We start from the raw sequence: 24,303 nt of genomic DNA, 5'->3' as shown, positions 1-24,303 counted from the left end.
GTCTCTCAGAAGAACCGGAGTTGCCGGTTGCCGGGGTATTGCGATGCGGATTCCGGCAGTCAGCCGGCCGGAAAATAGTGGCCGTTGTCCAGATCGGCGAGCAGGCCGGGCCGTCCGGGTTCCCAGCCGAGGGCCCTGCGGGTGATGAGGTTGGACGCCGGGTAGCTCTGCGTGACGATATTCGTGAGGAACCCGAAGTACCCCGGCGTCATCAGGGCGTCGTCGGGAACGCTCACGGCGGGCAGGCCCAGCCGGCCCGCGATGGCCTCGGCGATGTCGCGGAACGCGATGCCCCCGTCCTCGACAGCGTGCCAGTATCTGCCGGCCGGGCCCTTCTCCAGCGCCAGGCGGAACAAGGCGGCGGCATCGCGGATGTGCACGGCGTTCCACAGGTTCGCACCGTCGCCGTGATAGCCGGCGAACCCCTTCTCCTTGGCGAGCCCGATCAGCGTGGGGAGGAAGCCGGCACGGTCGGTCATGCCGTGTGCGATGTTGGCGATCCGCACGACCGAGGACCGAACCCCCTGCCCGGCGAGGTCGACAACGGCCCTTTCCACGATGTTGCGTACCCGCAGCGTGCCCCTGTGCTCCTCGCCGGCGGGCAGGGCCGGGTCCTCCTCGGTGGCAGGGCGCCCCAGGCTCCCGGGCGAGCCTATGCTTCCCGCGGTGACCAGCGGCTTTCCGGTGCCCGCGAGTGCCTCGCCGTACGCGAGCATGATCGGGAGTTCCGCCGCGGCCACGGCGTCCATCCCGCCCGAGGCCAGCAGATCCTGCCTGTGGGCGACGTGGATGACGCCGTCGGAGTCCGAGGCCGCCTCCTTGAGTCCGTCGAGGTCCTGAAGGTCGCCGGGACGCACCTTCACGCCGAGCGCGGACAGGGCCGCCGCGGAAGCGCCCGACCGGGCAAGGGCGGTGACCTCGTGCCCGCCGGCGATGAGCTCGGGGATGATGTACGAACCGAAATGGCCGGTCCCCCCGGCAACGAATACGCGCATGTGACTGTCCTTATGGGGGTGGGTGTGCTCAGCGGAGAAGGGTGATGCCGAGAGAGAAATCGGTGTGCTTGACGGAGTGATTCATGAGGCCCAGTTCCAGCAGACCGACATTCTCCAGAGCCCGCGCCATGAACAATTCCCCGGTGTCCCAGGGGCGCAGCCCCAGGCTCTCGACGAACTCCGACACGCGTGTCTTCGCCTGCGCGTCGTCGCCTGCGAGGAACACGTCCAGAGGGCGATCCTCGGTCGGTCCTGCCGCCAGAACGTGGGAGAACATCGTGTTGAACGCCTTGACGACATGTGCGTCGTCGGGAGCGGCTCCGGCGATCTCCTGTGCGCCGGAACTGTCGTCCGGGACGACGAAGCCCCGCAGGTCAGCGGCGACAGGGTTGGTGATGTCGACGATGATCCTGCCGCGCAGTGCGTCCCCGTACTCCCTCACCACCGCCATCGCGCCTGGGTACGGCGCGGCGAGGACGACGAGGTCCCCGGCCGGGGTGGCGCCGATCGTCCCGGCGGTGGCGCCTGCGAGCGTGGCGGCCGATTCCTCGGCCTTGGCCCGGTCGCGGCCGATGATCTCGACGGTGTTTCCGCCGGCGAGTGCCCGGCCTGCCAATGCGCGGGCCATGTTTCCCAGTCCGACAATGCTGATGCTGCTCATTGTTGTGCCTGCTTTCCGGGGCTGGACAGAGATAATGGTTCACGGTTTCTTCGGCCCGTGAAGTACCTGTTCAGGCTTCCATTGGCGTGAGTTGGTGTCCAAGACCTCTTTTGGCGCTGGTGATAGCCTGAAGGCATCACCGGGCTCGGGAGGTGCCATGGACCTGGACCTGGATCTGCGCAAACTGCGTTACTTCGTCGCCGTGGCCGACCGGTTGCACTTCGGTCGCGCCGCCGACGAGCTGCACATCGCGCAGCCGGCGCTCAGCCGGCAGATCCGCGCGCTCGAGCAGGATCTCGGCGCCTCGCTGTTCACCAGGGACCGCCACGGCGTGGAGCTGACGGACGCGGGCCGGCAACTGCTGGCCGACGCGGGTCCGCTGCTCGCCTCGACCCGGGCGGTCCGCCGCCGGGTGGCCGCGGCCGCCGGTGGCAAGCGGCGGCTGATGGTCGGTTTCCGCGCCGGCGTCGCGGTCATCCCGGCGGTCCGTGCGTTCGAGGACCGGCACCAGGACGTCGTCGTGGACGTGCAGCGGGTCGAAGGGGACGAGCAGGCCCAGATGCTGCTCGACGGCCGCCTCGACGTCGGCTACGTGCGGCTGCCCATCGACGAGGCCGGCCTGCGCGTCACCCCGCTGTACACCGAGCCGCGGGTCGCGGTACTGCCCGCCGGGCACCGGCTTGCGGGCAAGGAGGAGGTAGCCGAGGCCGACCTGGCCGGCGAACCGCTGCTCTGGCACGGCGACCCGGGCACGCAGCCCACCAGGCGCCCGCTGCGAAACGCCGGATACCCGGTGCGCGGGGTGGACGAGACGCTCGAGCATGTCGCGGCCGGACGGGGCATCTCCTTCCTGCCCCGTTCGGCGTCCGTGTTCTTCTCGCACCCGGACGTCGTCTACGTGCCCATCCCGGATCTGGCGCCCGATCAGGTGTGCCTCGCGGTGGCGGCGTCGCACACCTCGCCACTGGCCGACGACTTCGTCGCCGCGGCCCGGTCGACGGCCGGGATCACGGCGGAGTGCGGGAACTACGAGATGTGGCAGCGCGGAGGCGAACTCGCCGCACGGGATGCCTGAGCAACACGGGGCCTCGCCATGGCGGGGTCGGCCTGCGGCTGCGGGCCTTTGCCTGCCGACGATGTGGGCCTTCGCCTGACGCTGGGCCTGGCCCGTGCCGCCGGGCAGGGCCGGTGTCGTGAGACCCGCCCCCGCAGGTGCGGTGCGGTCCACCGGAGCGGGCCGGGGTGGCGGGCCCGGCCCGCGCTGAGGCGCCTGCCCCGTCGCCGCCGCGCCCCGCGGCAGGACGCGCGCCGCGTACGGTGACAGTTTCCGATTCAGTCCGTACGCTGCTGAATATGGATATGCATACCGTCGTGCTGGGAACCTCGGGCGCCACCGCCGAGGACGTCATCGCCGTCGCCCGGCAGGGCGCGCGTGTCGAGCTCGATGCCGGGGCGCTCGACGCCCTCGCCGCCGCCCGCGCCGTCGTGGACGCGCTCGCCGCAAAGCCCGAGCCCGTCTACGGCGTCTCCACCGGCTTCGGCGCGCTCGCCACCCGCCACATCGGGCAGGACCTGCGTGCCCAGCTCCAGCGCAACATCGTGCGCAGCCACGCCGCCGGCATGGGACCCCGCGTCGAGCGTGACGTCGTGCGCGCCCTGATGTTCCTGCGCCTGAAGACGCTCGCCTCCGGCCGTACCGGCGTGCGGCCCGAGGTCGCGCAGGCCATGGCCGACGTGCTCAACGCGGGCATCACGCCCGTCGTCCACGAGTACGGCTCCCTCGGCTGCTCAGGCGACCTCGCGCCGCTCTCGCACTGCGCGCTCGCGCTCATGGGCGAGGGCGACGCCGAGGGCCCGGACGGGACGGTCCGGCCGGCCGGCGAGCTGCTCGCCGCCCACGGCATCACGCCCGTCGAACTGCGCGAGAAGGAGGGGCTCGCCCTCCTCAACGGCACCGACGGCATGCTCGGCATGCTCCTCCTCGCGCTCGCGGACCTCGACCGCCTCTACACCTCGGCCGACATCACCGCCGCCCTCACCCTGGAGGCGCTGCTCGGCTCGCACCGGGTGCTCGCCCCCGAGCTGCACGCCATCCGCCCGCACCCCGGCCAGGGCGCGAGCGCCGACAACATGCTGCGCGTCCTCGCGGGCTCCGGCCTCACCGGCCACTTCCAGGAGGACGAGGCGCCGCGCGTGCAGGACGCCTACTCGGTGCGGTGCGCCCCGCAGGTCGCTGGCGCGGGCCGGGACACCCTCGCGCACGCCCGCACGGTCGCGGAGCGCGAGCTCGCCTCCGCCGTCGACAACCCGGTCGTCCTGCCGGACGGCAGGGTCGAGTCGAACGGCAACTTCCACGGCGCGCCCGTCGCGTACGTCCTCGACTTCCTCGCCATCGCCGCCGCCGACCTCGGGTCGATCTGCGAGCGCCGCACCGACCGGCTGCTCGACAAGAACCGCTCGCACGGCCTGCCCGCGTTCCTCGCCGACGACCCCGGCGTCGACTCGGGGCTGATGATCGCGCAGTACACGCAGGCGGCCCTCGTCAGCGAGATGAAGCGGCTCGCCGTCCCCGCGTCCGTCGACTCGATCCCGTCGTCGGCGATGCAGGAGGACCACGTCTCCATGGGCTGGTCGGCCGCGCGCAAGCTGCGCACCGCCGTGGACAACCTGACGCGGATCGTCGCCGTCGAGCTGTACGCGGCGACCCGCGCGCTCGAACTGCGCACGGCGGAGGGCTCGGGCCTCGAAGCGGCGCCCGCGTCGCGTGCCGCGCTCGACGCGCTGCGGAAGGCGGGCGTGGCGGGCGCGGGGCCCGACCGCTACCTCGCGCCCGACCTGGCGGCCGCCGACGCGTTCGTACGGTCCGGAAGGCTGACGGCCGCCGTCCAGGCCGTCACCGGGCCGCTGGCCTGACAGGGCTGACCGGCCCGACAGGAGGGGGCCCGGGCACAACGGCCCGGGCCTTCAGGCCTCGTCCCTGCGGTGCACCGCACGTGTGACGAACGCCGCACCCGCGCACAGCGCGCCCGCGCCGCCCGCCACGTACGGCGTGGCAGCGCTCCCACTCACCCCGCCGAAGGCGAGTTGGCGCGACGCCCGCGGGCTCTGCCCGGAGAAGGCCGCGCTCCTGTCCGCGGAGTCGGCCGAACCCGTCGAGTTCGCCGCGTCCACCGAGTCCACCGTGCGCGCGTGGCCGCGCGGGGCCACGCCGTGCGGTCCCTCGCCGTGGGCGGACGGGATGAAGAACAGCCCGCACAGCATGATCCCGGCGGCACCCGCGGTGACGAGCGGACGGAACGCGGCGGAGCGGAAAGCGACGGACACGAGATCGATCCCTTGTGACGACGTCGAATTGGCGGGGTGCGCCGATGCTAGTGAAAGCGGCCGCCCGGGGAAAGCCGCGTTCCAGTTCGTCTACTCGGTGTGCGCACGCGAACACACGCCGTCAGGGACGGAAGTCCCGAACGGGACGAGGTGTCACGAGGTTCCCGGAAACCGTGTCACCCTGGAAGGCCCGGCTCCGCGCCAGAGCGGCGCGGCGAGCCGCAGTGGCCTCGGCCACACCGCCCACCCACGGGTACCGAACGGCCCGCCGAGGGCGTTTCAGCCGCTGTGGGCTCCCCGGAGCCATCGGCACATTATCCGGCGACGATGGAGAAGCGTGTGATGACGGAAAGGAAGCGGCGGACGAGCATCGCCGCCGCGTCCGCGGTGCTCGGTGGCGTGCTGGCGCTGTCGGCGTGCAGCGGCGGCCACGACGGAGGCAGCGCGTCCGCCGCGCCGACGAAGTCGGGCCAGGCGGCCGCGGACAAGGCCGCCGCGCAGGACACGTCCGACGCGAAGATATCCATCACGCCGGGCAACGGCTCGGACAACGCGAGCATCAACAACGCCGCCAAGGTCACCGTCTCCGGCGGCACGCTCACGCAGGTGAGCCTCTCCACCGCCGACGGGAAGGCCGTCAAGGGCACCCTCGCCGCCGACGGCAAGAGCTGGAGCCCGGACGGCCAGTTGGAGCGCTCCACCACGTACAAGATCGCCGCCACGGCCAAGGACGCCAAGGGCCGCGGCGCCAACGAGAACGCCACCTTCACCACCGTCTCGCCGGGCAACAGCTTCATCGGCAACTTCACTCCCGAGGACGGCTCGACCGTCGGCGTCGGCATGCCCGTCTCGATCAACTTCGACAAGGCGATCACGGACAAGAAGGACGTCCAGAAGAACATCCAGGTCTCCTCGTCGAGCGGCCAGCAGGTCGTCGGCCACTGGTTCAATTCCAAGCGCCTCGACTTCCGGCCGGAGAACTACTGGAAGGCCGGCAGCAAGGTCACCATGAAGCTGTCGCTCGACGGCGTCCAGGGCGCGAACGGCGTCTACGGCGTCCAGCAGAAGACGGTGTCCTTCACCGTCGGCCGCAGCCAGGTCAGCACCGTCGACGCGAAGACGAAGACGATGGTCGTGCGCAAGGACGGCAAGGCCATCAGGACGATCCCCATCTCCGCGGGCTCGCCCGAGCACACCACGTACAACGGCCAGATGGTCATCTCGGAGAAGTACAAGAAGACCCGCATGAACGGCGCGACGGTCGGCTTCACGGACTCCGACGGCAAGGGCGAGTACGACATCAAGGACGTGCCGGACGCCATGCGCCTGACCAGCTCGGGCACGTTCATCCACGGCAACTACTGGGGCGCGCCCTCGGTGTTCGGCAGCGCCAACACCAGCCACGGCTGCGTGGGCCTGCGGGACGTGAAGGGCGCGGGCGACCCGAGCACGCCCGCCCACTGGCTCTTCGACCACTCCCTGCTCGGTGACGTGGTCATCGTGAAGAACTCCCACGACAAGACGGTCCAGCCCGACAACGGCCTCAACGGCTGGAACATGAGCTGGAGCGACTGGCAGGCCGGCTCGGCCGTCTGAGCCGCGCGCCACGGCGGCCCGCACCCCTCGGCAGGGGTGCGGGCCGCCGCGCTGTGCCGCCGCGTTCTCACGGGGCTCTCATCGTCGCCTCAAGGACCTGTCACGACATGCCCATAACTTCACGGCATGTTCGTCACCTACCTCCGGCGCGAATTGCGTCGCCGCAGAAGAGCGGCACTCGTCATCGCGTCAGGACTCGCCCTCGGCATCGCGCTCGTGATCGTGGTCAGTTCGGTCACCTCGGGCATGAACAAGGCTCAGGACAAGGTCCTGCAGTCCCTCTACGGTCTCGGCACCGACATGACCGTCACCAAGGCCGCCTCGCCGCCGAGTTCGGGCTCGGGCTCCTCCGGGCGCCCCAGGTTCAGCTTCAAGGGGCAGGACAAGGATGACGACAGCACCCAGTCCACCGACCGCGTGATGGTCCAGGGGTTCCAGACCCTGGCCGACTCGACCGTCACCAAGGTCAAGGGCCAGCACGGTGTCGCCTCCGCGGTCGGCGGGCTCAGCCTCAACGTCCTCAAGGTCAACGGGCAGTTCAAGCGCGGCCAGGTCGCTCCGGGCCAGAGCGGCGGCGGCATGCCGGGGCGCGGCGGCAGCGGCGGCAGCGGCGGGTCAGGCGGCTCCGGCGGGGCCGCGGGCGGCGGGCAGGTGCAGGGCGGCGGCGCGTCGTTCGACGTCGACTCCTACACCGTCTACGGCACGGACGTCACCGACGCGACGCTCGGCCCGCTGACGAGCTCCAAGCTCACGAAGGGCCGGACGTTCAAGACGTCGGAGACCAACGCCGACGTGGCCCTCGTGGACAGCTCCTACGCCAAGCAGAAGAGCCTCGCCGTCGGCAAGACACTCACCATCCACGGCACCAAGTTCACGATCATCGGCATCGCCACGGCTGACAGCGGTGACTCCGCCGCCGACGTGTACATACCGCTGAAGAAGGCGCAGACGCTCGCCGGCACCAAGGCGAAGGTCACCACCGTGTACGTGAAGGCGTCCGACTCCCAGCAGATCAACGCGGTCAAGTCCGCCATCCGCAAGAACGTGCCCGGCACGACGGTCACCACCTCGGCCGACCTCGCCTCCACCGTCTCCGGCTCGCTGTCCACGGCGTCCGGGCTCGCCTCGGACGTCGGCAGGTGGCTGTCGATCGCGGTGCTCGTGGCCGCGTTCCTCGTCGCGGGCCTGCTCACCTCGTCGGCCGTGCGCCGCCGGGTACGCGAATTCGGCACGCTCAAGGCGCTCGGCTGGAAGAGCGGCAGGGTGACCCGGCAGGTCATGGGCGAGGCCCTGGTCAACGGGTTGATGGGCGGCGTCCTCGGCATCGTGCTCGGTCTGGTCGGCGCGTACGTGGTCTCGGCGATCAGCCCGACGCTGACCGCGCAGCTCGCGGGCGGCTCCGGGGCCGGGGCCGGGGGCGGCAGGGGCTTCGGCGGTGGCGGCTTCGGCGGCGGGGGCGCGGGCGGCCCGGGACGCCGACTGGCCGCGAAGGCCGTGCAGGTGACCCTCACCGCGCCCGTCTCGCTGAGCGTGATCGCCGTCGCGGTCGGTCTCGCGGTGGCCGGCGGCCTCATCGCCGGCGGCTTCGGCGGCTGGCGCGCGTCCCGTCTGCGCCCGGCGGACGCGCTGCGCCGCATCGAGTAGCCGCCCCATGATCCGGCGCATCCCGCCCCGAGATCCGGGCCCCGCCAGGGACCTGGCGCATCCCGCCCCGGGAGTCGGACCCCCGCCAGGGATCCGGCGCATCCGGCTTCGGGAGTCGGACCCGGTCAGGGATCTGGCACACCCGGCTGGGAAGCTGGCCCCGCCTCGGGATTCGGCGCACCCCGGCCGGGGAGCTGGACCCTCGCCTCGGGAGCTGGACCCTGTCAGGATCCGGCGCAGCCCCCCGCCTCGGGATCCGGCGCATGCCCGCCCCGGGAGTCGGACCCCCGCCAGGGATCCGGGGCACCTGGCCGGGGAGCTGGACCCCGCCTCGGGAGCCGGCGTATTCCCGGGCCGGGAGTCGGACCCCGGCTTCGGAGTCGGACCCCGTCGGGAGCCGGTGCATGCCCGGCCCGGGAGTCGGACCCCCGCCAGGGGATCCGGCGCACCCGGCCTCGGGAGCCGGACCCCGCCTAGGGATCTGGCGCATCCCCCGGCCGGGAGCCGGCCGCCCGGCTCGGGAGCCGGACCCCCGTCAGGGAGCCGGCGCGCCGCACCCGGTGGCCGCTCCCACGCACGTGCCGGTGCGGGTTCCGCGTACCCGCGGAGCCCGTACCGGGGCCGGCACTCCCGTCTTCGCCTCACCCCACTCGTCCCGCAGGAGTCACCTCATGTACCAGCTCACCGCAGTCACCAAGCGCTACCAGCGCGGCAAGCAGACCGTTCAGGCGCTCGCCGGCGTCGACCTGTCCATCGCCGACGGCGACAGACTCGTCATCCAGGGCCCCACCGGCGGCGGGAAGTCGACGCTCCTGCAGATGCTCGGCGCCCTCGACCGCCCCACGGAAGGCACCGTCGAGCTGGACGGCACCGACCTCGGCAAGCTGTCCGAGGCGCGGCTGACCCGCGTCAGGGCCGAGACCATCGGCTTCGTGTTCCAGAGCTTCAACCTCATCCCCACGCTCACCGCCCAGGAGAACGTCGAGACCGCGCTCGTCCCGCTCGGCGTCAAGGGCGCGGCGCGCCGGGAACGGGCGGCGCAGGCGCTGGAGTCGGTGGGGCTCGGCGAGCGGCTCGGGCACGTGCCGAGCGAGCTGTCAGGCGGGCAGCAGCAGCGCGTGGCCATCGCCCGCGCCCTCGTGAAGGAGCCGAAGGTGCTCCTCGCGGACGAACCGACCGGAAATCTCGACGAGTCGATGCGCGACGAGATCATGGAACTCTTGGAGGGACTCTGGAAAGAGCGCGGCCTGACCTTCATCATGGTCACTCACGACAGCACCATCGCCCGCCGCGCACCGAGGCTGGCCACGATCCGCAAGGGACGGGTCACGGTCACCTCGAACGCTCCGGCCTGACCAGCACCGCCTGACCAGCACCGCTCGGTTCCACCGACTGTCACCGCCGGCCCGTGTCCTGGCCGTCGTCAGGACGTCTCCGTAAGTCAGGGGCGTCGCCACCCTCGTACGCGTAGGTTCTCCACATGCTGATCACACTGGCACAGCCGCCATCGGACGCCGAGATCGACGCTTGGCACGCGGTCGTCAGCGCCGCGCACGTGCGGGACCTGCCGGCCGCCGTCCCGGAGCCGAACCGCTCCGAGACGGCGGGGAAGCTGCGCGTGCCGCCGTTCAACGGCCGCGAGGTGCACCTGGCGGCGGTGGCGGAGGACGGCAGGTACGAGGGCGTGGCCTCGCTCCTGCTGTGGACGGAGCCGCCCAACCAGCATGCGGCCTATCTTCACAAACTCGTGGTGGACCCCGGGGCGAGGCGCAGGGGCGTCGGCGCGCTGCTGTGGGGCGCGATACGCGAGCGGCTCGCCGCCGAGGGCCGCACGTCGGTCTCCACACGCCTCGAACTCGGCGGAGCGGGCGAGGCGTTCGTGGACAGCCTGGGGTTCGTGAAGATGCTGCCGCTCACCCGGTACGTCCAGCGGGTGGAGCAGGCGCGTGCGAGCACGCGCCGCCTGCCGCTGCCGGACGGGCTGCGCTTCGCGCACTGGACGGGCGTCGCGCCCGGCGCGCTGGCCGGCAGCCTCGCCGAGGCGCACAACGCGCTCGTGGACGCGCCGAGCGGCGACCTGGCGGCTCGGCCGCCGCACTGGGACGAGCCGCGGGTGCGCGCGGCCGCCCGGCTGGTGGGGGAACGTGGCGGGCTGCTGGTGACCACTGCCGCTCTCGACACCAGCGTGTCGACGGACGGCGCCGTCGTCGCGTACACCGAGGCCGTGCTGCACACGCCCCACGACACGCGCGCGGCCACCGGCGACACGGTCGTCCTGCCGGGACACCGCGGCCGGGGCGTGGGTCGCGCGGTCAAGCGCCACCTGCTTGACGTGCTGCACGACGAGCACCCGCAAGTGCGCGAGATCGTGACGTCGGTCGCGGACGGGAACGGCGCGATGCTCGCCGTCAACGAGTCGCTCGGCTACCGGCGCGAACGGCCCGCGGGCCTGTTCGAGATGAAGGTCTGAGCCCGGGCTCGGAGGTCAGGCCGCGTTGCGCACCGTCGTCTCTCGCGCCCGCATGTACAGGTCCTGTCGCGTGTAGTAGCTCCACGGCAGCGCGTTCACATACCCGTCTATGTGCCGGAACTGCTCGAGCGCGGCGTCGAACCTGTCCTGCTTGTAGAGGAAGTACGCGAGCAGGTGACGCAGTTCCGGCAGGCGCGGGTGGTCGGCGGGCGCCGCGGCGGCGTCCATCAGGGCGCGGTCGATCCGGCCGGTCAGCTCCGCCGTGCGGTACTCCTCCGGATCGCGTGTCGACTCCAGGTGCTCCTCGAACCACGCGATCAGCGGGAACGCCGTCATCAGCGACCCGAGCGGCGCTCCGGCCGCCGCGTCCGCGGCGAACTCCTCCGCCAGCGGCGCCGACCCCCTGCCCTTCGGCAGCCAGTACCGCAGCGCCGCCGCGTGCGCCGCGTACAGGTACGGCGCGCGGGTGATCGCCTCGCGGAAGATCCCGCTCAGCTCCGCGTGCTCCACCCCGGCCGCCACCGCGCCGCCCATCTCCACCACGTACGGCGTGGGGTCCGCGGGGTCGGCCTCCTTGGCGCGCCGCAGCGCGGCCGTCCTCGCCGCACCGGGGCCCTCCGCCGCGGCCCGGACGAGCGCCGCGCCCGCGTCGCCCTCACGCGCCTTCTCCCACGCGGCGAGCCAGGCCGGCGCCGTGCCGAGCGGCGCCGTGCCGGCCGGCGCCGTGCCGTCCGGCGCCGCGCTGCCGGCCGCCGCCGCGCCGAGCAGGTCGGTCCACAGGGCGCGCCGCTCCCAGTCCTTGCTCCCGGCCGCCGTCGCGAGCAGCTCGGCCGCGGGCTCCCACTCGCCCGCCTCGGCCGCGGCGAGCGCGCGCGCCGCCTCGGGCCCGGGGGCGGCCGCGTACCGGCTGTCCTGCTTCTGCGCGGGCAGCAGACCCAGCTCCGCCGAGCGCTCCGAGGGGACCACGGCGTCCTGGGACGAGGCGGCCTCGGGGCCGGTCATCGTCTTGATCATGCGGTCCGCGCCGCGCCGCGACCTGAACCAGAAGTAGATGCAGATCCCTACGAGGATCACCAGGATGACGCGTGACACGGGGTTCCAATCGGTCGGCGGGCGCTTCGGTCGCTCCCTTCAGTGTGCGCTCCCGCGGCGCGTACGCCGCTACGCCGGCGGCGTCACCCCCGCAGCGTCGCCGGGCTGCCGCCGCTCGCCTCGTACCCGGCGACCGCTCTCGCCCGGTGTGCGGCGTACGCGGCCGCCGGGTCCCGTGCGTACGTCCAGGGCACCGCACCCACGTGCCCGTCCACGAGCAGCAGCTGCTCCATCGCCTCGCGCCACCGCGACATGCGTACGAGGAAGAGCACCAGCAGGTGCCGCACGTGCGGCACCACCGGGTCGTCCGCCGCCGCCTCGCGCACCGCGAACACGGCCCCCGCCACCGCGCGCCTCACGGCCTCACCCCGGTACCGGCTCCGCCCGAGACCGGGCCGCGGCAGGTGCTCGTACACCGCGAACAGCGGCAGCGCCGCGAGCAGCGAGCCACGCGGCGCGCGGGCCGCTGCCGCCGTCGCGAAGGCGACCGCGTCCTTGCGGGAGCCGTGCCACCGGGCGGTGAAGTAGCGCAGCGCCGCCAGGTGCGCGCCCATGTGCGCAGGCGCCCGGTCCACGACCTCGGCCCACAGCCGCTCGAACCGCTCCCTCCCGTAGCCGAGGCCGCGAGCCACCGCCAGCTCGATCATGTACGGCACCGGGTCGCGCGGCGCGAGCATCGCCGCCTCCTCGCTCACCGTGCGCGCCTCCTCCAGGATGATCCGGAACTCGTCCGTCCCCGGCCGGGCCGTGCGCCACGCCTGCTGCACGAGGAACTCCGCGAAGACCTCCGCCGCACCCGCGTCGTCCGGCGCATCCGCCCGCCATTCGCGCAGCCAGTCGGCGCCCGCCCCGCGCCCCGGCCGCGCCGTGAGCTCCAGGCAGGCCGCGCCCGCGAACCCCTGGACGCGCTGCCAGCGCGCCTCACCGCGCTCCGGCGTCCCGGCCAGCAGCCGCGCCGCGGGCTGCCACCGCCGCGTGCCCTGGACGACGTCGATCACGTGCAGCAGGTCCTCGTCGGGGCCCGGCAACCGCACGTCGAGCTCCTCGCGCGGCACGAACCCGTACGCTTCCGGATCCGCCGACTCGACCGACCCGCGCACGGCCTCCGAGGCAGCGACCCGCCGCAGACGCATGAGCAGGCCCACGGGGGCGGCCAGGAGGACGAACGCGAACACGAACCAGAGAACGTCCATACGGCCATTGTCGCGGAGACGCCACGCGACCGGCGCCGCCCGTATCCCGGCTACGCTCGGGCCCCATGACCCACGAGCACACCGGCGACACGTTCCACTTCGAGACCCGCGCCATCCACGCGGGCAACACCGCCGACCCGGCGACAGGGGCGGTCGTCCCCCCGATCTACCAGGTGTCCACCTACAAGCAGGACGGCGTGGGCGGGCTGCGCGGCGGCTACGAGTACAGCCGCAGCGCCAACCCGACCCGCAGCGCGCTGGAGGAGAACCTCGCGGCCATCGAGGGCGGCACCCGCGCCCTCGCGTTCGCGTCCGGCCTGGCGGCCGAGGACTGCCTGCTGCGCACCCTGCTGTCGCCCGGCGACCACGTCGTGATCCCGAACGACGCGTACGGCGGCACGTTCCGCCTCTTCGCGAAGGTCGCCTCCCGGTGGGGCGTGGAGTGGTCCGTCGCGAACAGCTCGGACGCCGAGGCGGTGCGTGCGGCGCTGACCCCGCGCACCAAGGCGATCTGGGTCGAGACGCCCTCCAACCCGCTGCTCGGCATCAGCGACATCGCGGCGCTCTCGGGCGTCGCGCGCTCGGCCGGCGTCAGGCTGGTCGTGGACAACACGTTCGCCAGCCCCTACCTGCAGCAGCCGCTCGCGCTCGGTGCCGACGTCGTCGTGCACTCCACGACCAAGTACATGGGCGGGCACTCGGACGTCGTGGGCGGCGCGCTGATCGTCGCCGACGCCGGCCTCGGCGACGAACTGGCCTTCCACCAGAACGCGATGGGCGCCATCGCTGGACCGTTCGACGCCTGGCTGGTGCTGCGCGGCGTGAAGACGCTCGCCGTGCGGATGGACCGCCACTGCGAGAACGCCGCCAGGATCGCCGACATGCTCACGCACCACCCCCGCGTCTCGCACGTGCTCTACCCGGGCCTGCCCGACCACCCGGGACACGAGGTCGCGGCCAAGCATATGAAGGCGTTCGGCGGGATGGTGTCGTTCCGTGTCGCCGACGGCGAGGCGGCGGCCGTGGCGGTCTGCGACCGCGCCCGGCTGTTCACGCTCGGCGAGTCGCTCGGCGGCGTCGAGTCGCTCATCGAGCACCCCGGCCGCATGACCCACGCCTCGGCGGCGGGCTCACCCCTCGAAGTCCCGTCGGACCTGGTGCGCCTCTCGGTGGGCATCGAGTCGGGCGACGACCTGCTCGAGGACCTGAAGCAGGCCCTGGCACGCGACTGACGCCGGGTGCGGGCTCGGCGCCTGCCGGGCCCGCACCAGGGCGGACGGGTGCCCCCGGCCCACGTCGATCACCCGGGGCCCGGCGACCCGGCCCTGCCGGGAAGCCGAGCGTGCTTGCGACGCCCGCGCTCCGGCGCAGGGTGTCGGGCGCCCCGGTCAGGCCCGGAGGACCCCCACCCGGGGGCGGTGTGTGCGAGTTTCACCCCACGTGCCCGACAGGCCCCACATGCCCGGCGCCCGGGGCGCGCGGGCGCCTGCGGGTCCGGGGTCCGCGGGCCTCGGCGCGCGGGTCCGGCCGGCCTGTCGAGAGCCCGGGGCCCGGACCCCCGCGGGTGCGTGCCGCACGCGGACGGCGCGCACACGCCGTCACAGCAGGCGTGGCGGCGGCGCGATGACCGAGGGAGCCTGCTGCGGCCAGGGGCCCGCGACGGCCAGCCACGTCAGCAGCGCTGTGACGGCCGCGAGCAACGTCAACAGCGCGACACGCCGTGTCACTCGTCTTCGGTAATCGATACGGGCGCCTCGCGTCGAGGCCCGGCGGGCCAGGTCGGGCGGCACCGGCGGGTGGGGTGTGTCCATCATCCGCCGGACGCGGTCCTCCTTCGGGGTCACGGCGCGACCGCCGGCCCCGAGGCCGGCCCCGCCGCCGGGCCCCGGCGCCCCGTGGCCGCGGCGCGTGCGGCGCGCCCCGCGTGCTCCCGTGCGCGCATCGTCCCGACGCCCCGCGCGCACAGCGCCCTGACGCGCTCCACCGGCAGCCCCATCAGCGCCGCCGTGCGCTCCTCGTCGGCACCCTCGTACAGGCGCAGCACCAGCGTCAGCCGCTCCTGGCGCGAGAGCGGGCCGAGTACGCCGTCCCGCGTACGCCCCATCCGCCAGGCGGCCGAGCGCGCGTACCCCGTCGCGAGTTCCTGGCGTGCCCTGTCGTACGGATCCTCGCCGCGCAACCGGTGCCAGTCCGCGTACGTAGCGGCCAGCGCGGCCGTCAACAGGCGCAGCGCGCGCGGCGAATCCCCCGGCGGCTCGCCCGTGAGCAGCACGGCCACGTGCAGCAGCCTGCCCGCCGCGCCCGCGACGAAGGACTCGAACTCCTGGGCGCGGCGGCGCTCCTCGTCAGCCCGCCGTTGCCGCACGCTTCATATGAGGCCCGGCGCTGCCCGGCGGTCAAGAGGCGGGCGGCGCCTCTTCCGGCGGCCCGGGGTTCTTGGCTGCGGGCAGCGCCTGGTTGAACCGGGTGAGCAGGGCCGTGAAGGACACCCGCTCGTCCTCCGTCCAGCCGTCCGTCACACGCTCCATCAGGCACCGCCTGGAGTGCCGCACCTCGTCAAGCCGCGCGTGCCCGCCCTCCGACAGTTCGAGGACGACGGCGCGCCCGTCCTCCGGATGCGACGCGCGCTTGACCAGGCCGCTCTCCACCAGCGGCGCGACCTGGCGCGTCACGGTGGACGAGTCGATGCCCATCCCCGCGGCGAGCGCCTTGACGCCCATCGGGCCCTCCAGGTCGAGCCGGTTGAGCAGCAGGTACGCCGCCCGGTCCATCGTGTTGCGCACCTGGCCCACCCCGCCGAGCCTGGTCTGCTCGGCGCGCCGGGCGAAGATGGCGACCTGGTGCTGGAGGGCGTCGAGGAGACCGGCGCCGTGCGGGAAATCAGATGCCGTCTCCCGGGGTTCCCTGGAATCCTTGTGACCCTGGGTACCCTCCGCGTCCTGGGAGACCGACGCAGCTGAAGTCATGTCCTGAATAGGGGGCATGGCCGGGGCTCTCTCGTGAGGGTCGGGTTGGTGGTGGTCAAGGGTACGCGGAACGAGGCGTTCACGTGCGGCGCCCACCCGAACGCCCCACGGCGCGGCACCCGTCGTCCACCGTCCGCCGCCCGGAGCCGTGGGCGATTCGGCTCCGCGCCGATGAGTCGCGGCGCCGTTCCTCGTCTGCCCCTCGAAAGAAGCGGACCGTGGAACGCGAACGCGACCTCATCGCATCTCGTTCGAGTGATTGTGTATCGCGATGTATCGCGTTACTGTGCCTTCTCCATCGGCTCCGGCCACACGACTACAGGAGAAACCCTTATGCCAGGCGCCATCTATGCCGAGGGTCTCGTCAAGACCTTCGGCGACGTACGGGCTCTGGACGGCGTGGACCTCGACGTCCCAGAAGGAACCGTGCTCGGCCTGCTCGGGCCCAACGGCGCGGGCAAGACGACCGCGGTGCGCGTGCTGACGACCCTGCTGCGCCCGGACAGCGGCCGCGCGGTCGTCGCCGGCATCGACGTCCTCAAGCGCCCCAACGACGTGCGACGTTCCATCGGCCTGTCCGGCCAGTTCGCGGCGGTGGACGAGTACCTCACCGGCCGGGAGAACCTCAGGATGGTCGGGCAGCTCTACCAGATGGGCGCGCGCGAGGCCAAGGCCCGCGCCGACGAACTGCTCGAACGCTTCCACCTCGCGGACGCGGGTGACCGCACGACGAAGACGTACTCGGGCGGCATGCGGCGCAGGCTCGACCTCGCCGCCGCGCTCGTCGTCTCGCCGCCCGTCATGTTCATGGACGAGCCCACCACAGGCCTCGACCCGCGCAACCGCCAGCAGCTGTGGTCGATCATCCAGGAGCTGGTGGCAGGCGGCACCACGCTGCTGCTGACCACGCAGTACCTGGAGGAGGCCGACCACCTCGCCCACGACATCGCCGTCGTCGACCGCGGCAGGGTCATCGAGCGGGGCACGGCCGACGAGTTGAAGGCGCGCACGGGCGGCGAGCGCGTCGAGGTCGTCGTCCACGAACGCGACCACATCGCCACCGCGCGCACCGTGCTCGCCGGCTTCGGCAAGGCGGGCAACGTGTCGGGCGACGCCGCGGTGACCGTCTCGGAACACACCCGCAAGCTCACCATCCCCGTCACCGGCGGCGCCAAGCTGCTCGCCGAGGTGATCAGGGAACTGGACGCGCGCGGCATCGAGATCGACGACATCGGCCTGCGCAGGCCCACCCTGGACGACGTGTTCATCTCCCTGACGGGGCACGTCGCGGAGGAGACCGGCGAAGAAAGCGGCGAAGACGGCGACAGGGCCCGCTCGGCCGCCCGCGGCAAGGGGAAGACGACATGACGACCATCACCAGCGCCCGCCGGATGCCGCCCGCGCGCGGCGGCGTAGCGGGCTCCGTGCGCGACTCGCTCGTCGTCGCCCGCAGGAACCTGATCCGCATGACCAGGATCCCTGAGGTCATTCTTTTCGGCCTGTTCCAGCCCATCATGTTCGTGGTGCTGTTCAGCTACGTCTTCGGTGGCTCGCTCACGGTGGGCGGCACCACCGACCCGAGCGTCTACCGCAACTTCCTGATGGCCGGCATCTTCGCGCAGACGGTCACGTTCGCCACGGCGGGCGCGGGAGCCGGCATCGCGGACGACATGCACAAGGGCCTGGTCGACCGCTTCAGGTCACTGCCCATGGCGCGCGGCGCGGTCCTCACGGGCCGCACGCTCGCGGACCTCGTGCAGACCGCGCTGACGGTCGTGGTCCTCGCGATCGTGGCCGTCCTGGTCGGCTGGCGGATCCACGAGGGTGTCGGCAAGATGTTCGCCGCGTTCGGGCTGCTGCTCCTGCTCGGCTACGCGTTCTCGTGGATCGGCGCCCTGATCGGCCTGTCCGTCCGCACGCCCGAGGCGGCCACGTCCGGCGGGCTGATCTGGCTCTTCCCCGTCACGTTCATCTCCAACGCGTTCGTGGACTCCAGCAGGATGCCGGGCTGGCTGCAGCCCATCGCGGAGTGGAACCCGTTCAGCGCGACGGTCCAGGCGAGCCGCGAACTCTTCGGCAACCCGGGCGTCTCGGCGTCCACGGCGTGGCCCATGGAGCACCCGGTGTGGGCGTCGCTGATCTGGTCGGCGCTGATCATCGCGGTCTTCCGCACGCTGGCGGTACGCAAGTACCGCCGTGCGGCGGGCTGATGGGTGTGAACCCCCACCTCATGCGGGTGGGGGTTCCGCGCGTTCCGCCCGCCGTGCGGACATCCTCCCCGTTTGCCCGGGCGGCGGGATTGACTCAGGAACAACTCGCCGAGGATGCCAGCCTCTCACTCAGCACCATCCGCAAGGTGGAGCAGGGCGGAAGCGTCTCCGTGGAGACGATCCACACGCTGGCCCGAGCCCTCGGCACCACGACATCGAGCCTGTTCGCGTCCGGGGTGCCGGCCCCCACGCCGGAGCCCGAGGGCGACGGCCCCAAGCTGATGGCGCTGCGACGCGCACTCATGCCTCCGGCCGGTCTGTCCGCCGTGCTCGCGGAGCCTGCCGAGGCACGGGACCTGACCGCCATTCAGCGTGACATTGATGATCAGCACGCCCCGTACCGCACGGACCGCTACGACAGTGTGGCGAAGGCCCTGCCCGGCATCCTGCGGTCCGCCGACGCGGCGGTCGCTCTCAGCGATGGGGACGCGTCTCGCGGCGCTCGGGAGGCCGACGACACCCAGTTGGCCACCAACCGGGCAGTCACGGGGCGGTAAACTCAACTCGTCCGCGAATGACAGTAGTTCGTACCACAAGAGATCGGCTTGGCAGGCGTAACCGCGAGGGGCCCTTCAGGGGCGGGCCACTCGGGTCTGCGTCGGTCTCTGTGGGAAGGAGCTATATGGAGTTGGCGGGTTGGGTGACTGTCGGAACAGCGGCAATCGTTGGGGGTTTCACGCTGGTGGGACATCTCTTCGACCAAGTTCCGACACTTGCCCAGAAGATGATCACTGCGATTCGATCCATTCGTGCCGTGTGTGACGAAGTGAAGGTCAGTCGCAAATGATCAACCGGCCCCGCCGTGGCTCCCCCTGGCTCCGGCGGGCCCGGGCCTGACGGGGACGAGGACGTCCCGCCAACCCGGGCCCGCGCTCGCAGCAGGCTGGTCGTGACCGGCGAGTCACCGGGCTAACCCCGAGCGACCTCGGCGGTGTGCGCGGGGGCGTAGCGCTCGCCCCTCACCTGGTCGCTCAGCGGATCCAGTGCGGCCAGCGCCTCGGCGTCCAGGGTGAGCTCCAGCGCGGCCGCGTTCTGCTCGAGCCGGGCCGGGCTGCGGGTGCCCGGAATGGCCGCCAACGCCACCCCGAGCCGCTCGGCCTGCGCGTACACCCAGGCCAGCGCCACCTGGGCCGGGGTGGCATCCAGCCGGTCGGCCACCTCGCGCACGGTCCGCGCGATCTTCTCGTTGGCCTCGCCCGCCTCGCCGGCGAAGCGCGGGTTGGTGCGCCTGAAGTCCTTCTCGCCCAGTGCGGAGCGGTCCAGGGTGCCGGTCAGGAACCCCCGCCCCAGCGGCGAGTACGGCACGAGGCCGACGCCCAGCTCGGCCATCACCGGGGTGACCGCCTCGACGTCGCGGGTCCACAGCGAGTACTCGCTCTGCACCGCCGTGATCGGGTGCACCGCGTGCGCCCGGCGCAGCAGCTCGCCGTCGACCTCGGACAGGCCCAGATGGCGAACCTTACCCGCCTCGACCAACTCGGCCATCGCCCCCACGGTCTCCTCGATCTCCACGTCCTGGGGCGGGCGGTGGGCGTAGTACAGGTCGATCACCTCGACGCCGAGCCGCAGCAGCGAGGCGTCGCAGGAGCGCAGCACGTAGTCCCGGGCACCGCGGATGCGGCGTGCCCGGTCACCTGCGCTGCGGTCGATGCCGAACTTGGTGGCCAGCTGCACCTGGTCCCGGCGGCCGTGGACGGCCCGGCCCACCAGCACCTCGTTGTGCCCGGTGCCGTAGGCGTCGGCGGTGTCCAGGAACGTGATGCCAAGATCAAGGGCCCGGCCGATGGTGGCCAGGCCGCCGTCCCAGTCGGCGGCGCCGTAGCTCTCGCTCATCCCCATGCACCCCAGGCCCATCGCGCTGACGGCGAGACCGGGCGGGCCGAGCGTGGTTCGGGTGATCATGCGCGGATACTCCTCCTGCCCGGCGGACCGGGCGGTACCTCGGGGGCTGACGAACGCCTCCGACGCTAGGAATTGGAGCGCGCTCCAAGTCAAGCCGGAGGACCGGCCCCCCGCCCTGTCAGGGCGGAACGGTACCCTTTGGGCCTCTTCGGCGGTCATCGACGCCTGCCCGGGCGCGGCCGCCGTTCGACTTGACACGGCGGCGTCCACCGCGTGGGCGGTGGCGTCGCGCACCCGAGGAAAGGAGCGTTCATGCGCGTCCGGAGCATAGGCGTGGCCGCCGCGGCCGCATTGGCGGTGGTGGTCGCACGCGATCTCGTCCAGAAGAAGCACGCGCTGCTCCGGACGTTCCCGCTGATCGGGCACGCCCGGTATCTGCTGGAGACGATCGGCCCCGAGCTGCGGCAGTACATCGTGACCTCCAACGACGAGGAGCGCCCCTTCACCCGCGACCAGCGGTCCTGGATCTACGCGTCGGCGAAGTCGGAGAACAACTACTTCGGGTTCGGCACCGACAACGACGTCGAGCACATGCAGGGCCACGCGTACCTGAAGCAGCGCACGTTCGCCGAGGCGCTGTCCGAGGCCCAGGGGCCGCACGACCCGCAGGCCCCGCTGCCCTGCGCGAAGGTGCTCGGCGGGCCGCGCGGACGTGCCAAGGCGTTCCGGCCGGCCAGTGTGGTCAACATCTCGGCGATGAGCTTCGGGTCGCTGTCGGGGGCGGCGATCACGGCCCTCAACAAGGGCGCCGAGCAGGCGGGCGCCATGCACAACACCGGCGAGGGCGGGCTCTCGCCGTACCACCGCAACGGCGGCGACCTCATCCTGCAGATCGGCACGGCGTACTTCGGCTGCCGCAACGAGGACGGCAGCTTCAACCTCGACAAGCTCAAGGCCGTGGTCGCGAGCGCCCCGGTCAAGGCGCTGGAGATCAAGCTCTCGCAGGGTGCCAAGCCGGGTCTCGGCGGGATGCTGCCCGGCGCGAAGGTGACCCAGGAGATCGCGGACATCCGCGGCATCCCGGTCGGCCAGGACTGCGCGTCCCCGTCGCGGCACACCGCGTTCGGCGACGTCGACTCGATGCTCGATTTCGTCGAGCTGCTCGCCGCCGAGACCGGTCTGCCGGTCGGGATCAAGAGCGCGGTGGGGGAGATGGGCTTCTGGCGCGAGCTGGCCAAGCTGATGGCGCGCGGCGACCGGGGTGTCGACTTCATCACCGTCGACGGCGGTGAGGGCGGCACCGGTGCCGCGCCGCTGACGTTCGCGGACTCGGTGTCGCTGCCGTTCCGGATGGGCTTCTCCCGCGTGTACGGCACCTTCGCCGAGCTGGGGCTGACCGATGATGTCGTGTTCATCGGGTCGGGCAAGCTGGGGCTGCCCGAGAACGCGGCGGTCGCGTTCGCCCTGGGCGCCGACATGATCAACGTGGCGCGTGAGGCGATGCTGTCGATCGGCTGCATCCAGTCGCAGAAGTGCCACACCGACAAGTGCCCGACCGGCGTCGCCACGCAGAACCAGTGGCTCGCCCGCGGCGTCGACCCGGCATCGAAGTCGACGAGGACCGCCACGTACCTGCGCACCCTGCGCAAGGAGCTGACGAAGCTGTCGTCGGCGGTCGGCGTCGCCCACCCGTCGCTGATCACGGCCACCGACATCGAGATACTCAACGGCGACTACGACGCCCGCACCCTGGCCGCCGCCTACGGCTACAAGGACGGCTGGGGCGAGCTGGGCCCGCACCTCGCCGAGGAGATCACCGCGCTGCTCGCCGCCAAGCCCGCCGCCGTGCGGGAGCCGGTCGTCTGACATCCGCCGGCAAGGCGGGAAGGGTCCCGCACGCGGACGTTCTCCGCGTGCGGGACCCGTTTTTGGGTGCCGGTACTCAGCTGATCGTCAGGGCCGTGTCGTCCACGACGAAGCTGGTGTACAGCGAGACGTCCTCGACGCCGGTGAACTTCAGCGTGACCGTCTGGCCCGCCAGCGAGGACAGGTCGAACGACTTCTTGCTGTAGCCGGAGTTCGCGTTCAGGTTCGAGTACGTCGCCAGGGTCTTCGAGCCCGCGGTCACCTTCAGGTTGTCGTACGCCGCGCCCGAGGTGGACTCGTTGGTGTCGATGTGCAGGTAGAAGGTGAGCTCGGCCGAGCAGCCCGCCGGGATCGTCACCGACTGGGACACGTTGTCGGTGTGCGAGGTGCCGTAGCCGTCCAGCCACGCCTTGTAGGAGCCGCTGTGCGCGGGCTCACCGCTCTGCGTGGTGATGACGCCGCTGGACGCGTTCCAGCCGGTGTTGCCCGACTCGAACCCCGGGTTGGCGAGCAGCTGCTGCGTGGAGCAGCCCTGGGAGCTGCCGACCGTCCAGGTGAAGGACGTCGAGCCGGTGGCGCCGGTGGAGTCCTTGGCGGTGACGGTCACCTGGTACGTGCCCGCGGTGGACGCCGTGCCCGAGACGAGGCCGCTGGAGCTGTTGATGGACAGGCCGGTGGGCAGGCCCGCGGCCGTGTAGGTCAGCGCGGCACCCGAGCTGTCGGTCGCGCGTATCTGCAGGCTGACGGAGCCGCCGGTCGTGGTGGACTGGTTGCCGGGGTCGGTGACGCTCACCGTGTTGCCGGTGGAGGATCCGGCGGTGAAGGCGGCGGTGCCGTTGGGGGTGCCCCAGCCGGTCGGCCCGTCGTAGCCGGTGCGCGCGGTGCAGAAGTACGACGTGGAGCAGGAGCCGTTGTTGCCGCTGGTGACGTCGAACAGGTTGCCGGTGTGGGCGTACGGGTACTTCGCCGGGTAGTCGCTGCCGCCCGGGTTGCCCGCGAGCGCGTAGACGCCGGCGATGAGCGGGGACGAGGCGCTGGTGCCGCCGTAGACGCCCCAGCCGGAGCCGCCGTAGGTGTCGTAGACCGCGACGCCCGTGGCCGGGTCGGCGACCGCCGAGACGTCGGCCTCCATGCGCTTCGAGCAGCCGCTGTCGGTCTGCCAGCTGGGCTTGGGGTCGTACGCGGAGCAGCCGGATCCCGTGCCCTCGGTGGAGTTGGTGTGCCACACCGACTCCGACCAGCCGCGTGAGTTGGAGGCGCTGTTGAGCGCGGTGCCGCCGACGGCGGTCACGTACTGCGAGGTCGCCGGGTACTCGGCGCCGTAGGCGGAGTCACCCGCGGAGACGGTGATCGCGACGCCCGGGTGGTCGAAGTAGGCGGCGTCGCTCGACGTGTCGGACGAGTCCTCGCCCCCGCCGTAGCTGTTGGAGACGGCCTGCGCGCCCAGTGCGACGGCCTCGTTCTCCGCGGTGCCGAGGTCGGCCATGCTCGCGGAGTCCGCCTCGACCAGGATGATGTGGCAGTTCGGGCACGCCGCGCTGACCATGTCGATGTCCAGCGCCTCCTCGCCGGCCCAACCCGAGTCGTTGGTGGGGAGGTTGGTGGTGGAGCCGGTCTGGCTGACCTGCTTGAAGCAGCCGTTGGCCTTGGTGCACGAGGACAGGCCGTACGTGGAGCGGTACGTCGCGAGGTCGGACGCGGCGTTGGGGTCGTTGTACGCGTCGACCAGGGCGACCGTCATGCCGGAACCGCCCGTCGAGGGCAGCTTGTACGCGTCGTGCAGGTTGGCCGGGGAGAGGCCGGAGGGGGTGGCGGCCGCGGCGGCGAGCGCCGAGGCGAGGTGCTGCTTGATGTCGGTGCGGCGCAGGGCGAGGCAGGACGCGTGACCGGGCTCGGCGGTGGCGCACAGGCGCTGGGTGGGCACCTTCTCGCCGGCCTTGCCGGTGGGGTGGACCGCCTGGCGCGCCGGGGCCGTCAGGGCCTTGGCGTTCTGTGCCGCGTGCGAGGTCGAGGGGGAGGTTTGGTGCGCGGTGGTGGCGGGCGAGGCGCCTGCGACCGGTGCCGCGGCGAGGCCTGCGACGGCGAGGCCGAGCGCCGGGATCGCGACGGAGACGAGCCTGCGCAGACTGGGTCTGCGCCCGCTCGTGCGTGACTCACGCATGGGTACTGCCTCCATGGAGGTGGGGAAACCGGGCGTGCATGTCATGCATGTCAGGCACATGACATACAGGGATGTGCGCTGTGTGAGCGCGACATGACAGGATGCGGGGGGAACCTACTCCCCGGTACCCGGCCCTGCGCCAGCCCGCGGAAGACTTCTTTGCCGTTGCCCGGTACGGGTTGACCACCGCATGGGGATTTACGTGCGCAGCCTTGGATCCGCC

21 protein-coding genes are annotated in these 24,303 nt (G+C 72.2%); 11 read left to right on the top strand and 10 right to left on the bottom strand.

Annotated elements, in window-relative coordinates; all coding sequences use genetic code 11:
• Positions 1 to 59: 59 nt before the first annotated feature.
• On the bottom strand, positions 60 to 995 hold the full coding sequence (locus IH48_RS0113920; RefSeq protein ID WP_030903445.1) for an SDR family oxidoreductase: 936 nt from the start codon (positions 993 to 995) through the stop codon (positions 60 to 62).
• Between the two features lie 28 nt (positions 996 to 1,023).
• Entirely contained in the window at positions 1,024 to 1,656 is a 633-nt protein-coding gene (locus IH48_RS0113915) for an NADPH-dependent F420 reductase (protein WP_030903443.1), read from the bottom strand.
• Between the two features lie 163 nt (positions 1,657 to 1,819).
• Between IH48_RS0113915 and IH48_RS0113910 the strand changes: the two genes are divergently transcribed.
• On the top strand, positions 1,820 to 2,731 hold the full coding sequence (locus tag IH48_RS0113910; protein ID WP_030903441.1) for a LysR family transcriptional regulator: 912 nt from the start codon (positions 1,820 to 1,822) through the stop codon (positions 2,729 to 2,731).
• Between the two features lie 278 nt (positions 2,732 to 3,009).
• On the top strand, positions 3,010 to 4,569 hold the full coding sequence (hutH, locus tag IH48_RS0113905) for a histidine ammonia-lyase (protein ID WP_051839741.1): 1,560 nt from the start codon (positions 3,010 to 3,012) through the stop codon (positions 4,567 to 4,569).
• 51 nt (positions 4,570 to 4,620) lie between these two features.
• On the opposite strand, the gene IH48_RS0113900 is transcribed toward hutH, so the two are convergent.
• Positions 4,621 to 4,980, bottom strand: coding sequence for a hypothetical protein (locus IH48_RS0113900; protein ID WP_030903439.1), 360 nt, complete (start codon positions 4,978 to 4,980; stop codon positions 4,621 to 4,623).
• Positions 4,981 to 5,307: 327 nt separating this feature from the next.
• On the opposite strand from IH48_RS0113900, the gene IH48_RS0113895 reads away from it, so the two are divergent.
• The 4 genes from IH48_RS0113895 (at position 5,308) to IH48_RS34365 (ending at position 10,690) form a co-directional block, all read left to right on the top strand.
• Entirely contained in the window at positions 5,308 to 6,576 is a 1,269-nt protein-coding gene (locus IH48_RS0113895) for a L,D-transpeptidase (RefSeq protein WP_030903438.1), read from the top strand.
• 126 nt (positions 6,577 to 6,702) lie between these two features.
• Positions 6,703 to 8,220, top strand: coding sequence for an ABC transporter permease (locus IH48_RS0113890; RefSeq protein ID WP_030903437.1), 1,518 nt, complete (start codon positions 6,703 to 6,705; stop codon positions 8,218 to 8,220).
• 671 nt (positions 8,221 to 8,891) lie between these two features.
• Entirely contained in the window at positions 8,892 to 9,575 is a 684-nt protein-coding gene (locus IH48_RS0113885) for an ABC transporter ATP-binding protein (RefSeq protein ID WP_030903436.1), read from the top strand.
• A gap of 125 nt (positions 9,576 to 9,700) precedes the next feature.
• Complete coding sequence (locus IH48_RS34365) at positions 9,701 to 10,690, top strand: GNAT family N-acetyltransferase (protein WP_051839740.1); 990 nt, start codon at positions 9,701 to 9,703, stop codon at positions 10,688 to 10,690.
• Between the two features lie 15 nt (positions 10,691 to 10,705).
• Here the strand turns inward: IH48_RS34365 and IH48_RS0113875 are convergent, their stop codons facing one another.
• Entirely contained in the window at positions 10,706 to 11,782 is a 1,077-nt protein-coding gene (locus tag IH48_RS0113875) for a hypothetical protein (RefSeq protein WP_037841897.1), read from the bottom strand.
• A gap of 83 nt (positions 11,783 to 11,865) precedes the next feature.
• Positions 11,866 to 12,975 (bottom strand): hypothetical protein, encoded by a 1,110-nt coding sequence (locus IH48_RS0113870; RefSeq protein WP_030903433.1) that lies wholly within the window; start codon positions 12,973 to 12,975, stop codon positions 11,866 to 11,868.
• A gap of 65 nt (positions 12,976 to 13,040) precedes the next feature.
• Between IH48_RS0113870 and IH48_RS0113865 the strand changes: the two genes are divergently transcribed.
• Positions 13,041 to 14,207, top strand: a complete 1,167-nt coding sequence (locus tag IH48_RS0113865) for a cystathionine gamma-synthase (protein WP_030903432.1) — start codon at positions 13,041 to 13,043, stop codon at positions 14,205 to 14,207.
• Between the two features lie 366 nt (positions 14,208 to 14,573).
• Here IH48_RS0113865 and IH48_RS37370 read toward each other — a convergent pair whose 3' ends face one another.
• The 3 genes from IH48_RS37370 to IH48_RS33280 all read right to left on the bottom strand — a co-directional run bounded on the left by IH48_RS37370 (position 14,574) and on the right by IH48_RS33280 (position 15,959).
• A complete protein-coding gene (locus IH48_RS37370) occupies positions 14,574 to 14,702 on the bottom strand; it encodes a hypothetical protein (protein ID WP_267885312.1) in 129 nt (42 codons plus the stop codon).
• 113 nt (positions 14,703 to 14,815) lie between these two features.
• Positions 14,816 to 15,340 (bottom strand): hypothetical protein, encoded by a 525-nt coding sequence (locus IH48_RS0113855; RefSeq protein ID WP_030903431.1) that lies wholly within the window; start codon positions 15,338 to 15,340, stop codon positions 14,816 to 14,818.
• Between the two features lie 31 nt (positions 15,341 to 15,371).
• Positions 15,372 to 15,959 carry a MarR family winged helix-turn-helix transcriptional regulator gene (locus tag IH48_RS33280; protein WP_078849704.1) on the bottom strand — a complete coding sequence of 196 codons (588 nt, stop codon included), beginning with the start codon at positions 15,957 to 15,959 and terminating at the stop codon, positions 15,372 to 15,374.
• A 315-nt stretch (positions 15,960 to 16,274) separates the two neighbouring features.
• Here IH48_RS33280 and IH48_RS0113845 point away from each other — a divergent pair, with 315 nt between their 5' ends.
• Genes IH48_RS0113845 through IH48_RS0113835 form a run of 3 tightly spaced genes read left to right on the top strand, consistent with a single transcriptional unit; the run spans position 16,275 to position 18,708 of the window.
• Positions 16,275 to 17,309 carry a daunorubicin resistance protein DrrA family ABC transporter ATP-binding protein gene (locus tag IH48_RS0113845; RefSeq protein WP_030903428.1) on the top strand — a complete coding sequence of 345 codons (1,035 nt, stop codon included), beginning with the start codon at positions 16,275 to 16,277 and terminating at the stop codon, positions 17,307 to 17,309.
• The gene (locus tag IH48_RS0113840; protein WP_030903426.1) at positions 17,306 to 18,151 is read left to right on the top strand and encodes an ABC transporter permease; all 846 of its coding nucleotides are present in this window, start codon (positions 17,306 to 17,308) and stop codon (positions 18,149 to 18,151) included. Before IH48_RS0113845 ends, IH48_RS0113840 begins: the two co-directional genes overlap by 4 nt.
• Complete coding sequence (locus IH48_RS0113835) at positions 18,151 to 18,708, top strand: helix-turn-helix domain-containing protein (protein WP_030903424.1); 558 nt, start codon at positions 18,151 to 18,153, stop codon at positions 18,706 to 18,708. Before IH48_RS0113840 ends, IH48_RS0113835 begins: the two co-directional genes overlap by 1 nt.
• 412 nt (positions 18,709 to 19,120) lie before the next feature.
• On the opposite strand, the gene IH48_RS0113830 is transcribed toward IH48_RS0113835, so the two are convergent.
• Positions 19,121 to 20,113: an aldo/keto reductase gene (locus tag IH48_RS0113830; protein ID WP_030903423.1), complete on the bottom strand. Its 993-nt coding sequence runs from the start codon at positions 20,111 to 20,113 to the stop codon at positions 19,121 to 19,123.
• 252 nt (positions 20,114 to 20,365) lie between these two features.
• Here IH48_RS0113830 and IH48_RS0113825 point away from each other — a divergent pair, with 252 nt between their 5' ends.
• Positions 20,366 to 21,919, top strand: a complete 1,554-nt coding sequence (locus tag IH48_RS0113825) for an FMN-binding glutamate synthase family protein (protein ID WP_030903422.1) — start codon at positions 20,366 to 20,368, stop codon at positions 21,917 to 21,919.
• A gap of 76 nt (positions 21,920 to 21,995) precedes the next feature.
• Here the strand turns inward: IH48_RS0113825 and IH48_RS0113820 are convergent, their stop codons facing one another.
• On the bottom strand, positions 21,996 to 24,080 hold the full coding sequence (locus IH48_RS0113820; protein WP_030903421.1) for a putative Ig domain-containing protein: 2,085 nt from the start codon (positions 24,078 to 24,080) through the stop codon (positions 21,996 to 21,998).
• Positions 24,081 to 24,303: the final 223 nt, after the last annotated feature.

Source organism: Streptomyces sp. NRRL F-5126 (assembly GCF_000721265.1).
Lineage (GTDB): Bacteria > Actinomycetota > Actinomycetes > Streptomycetales > Streptomycetaceae > Streptomyces.
This window is presented reverse-complemented; position numbering and strand designations above follow the sequence as displayed.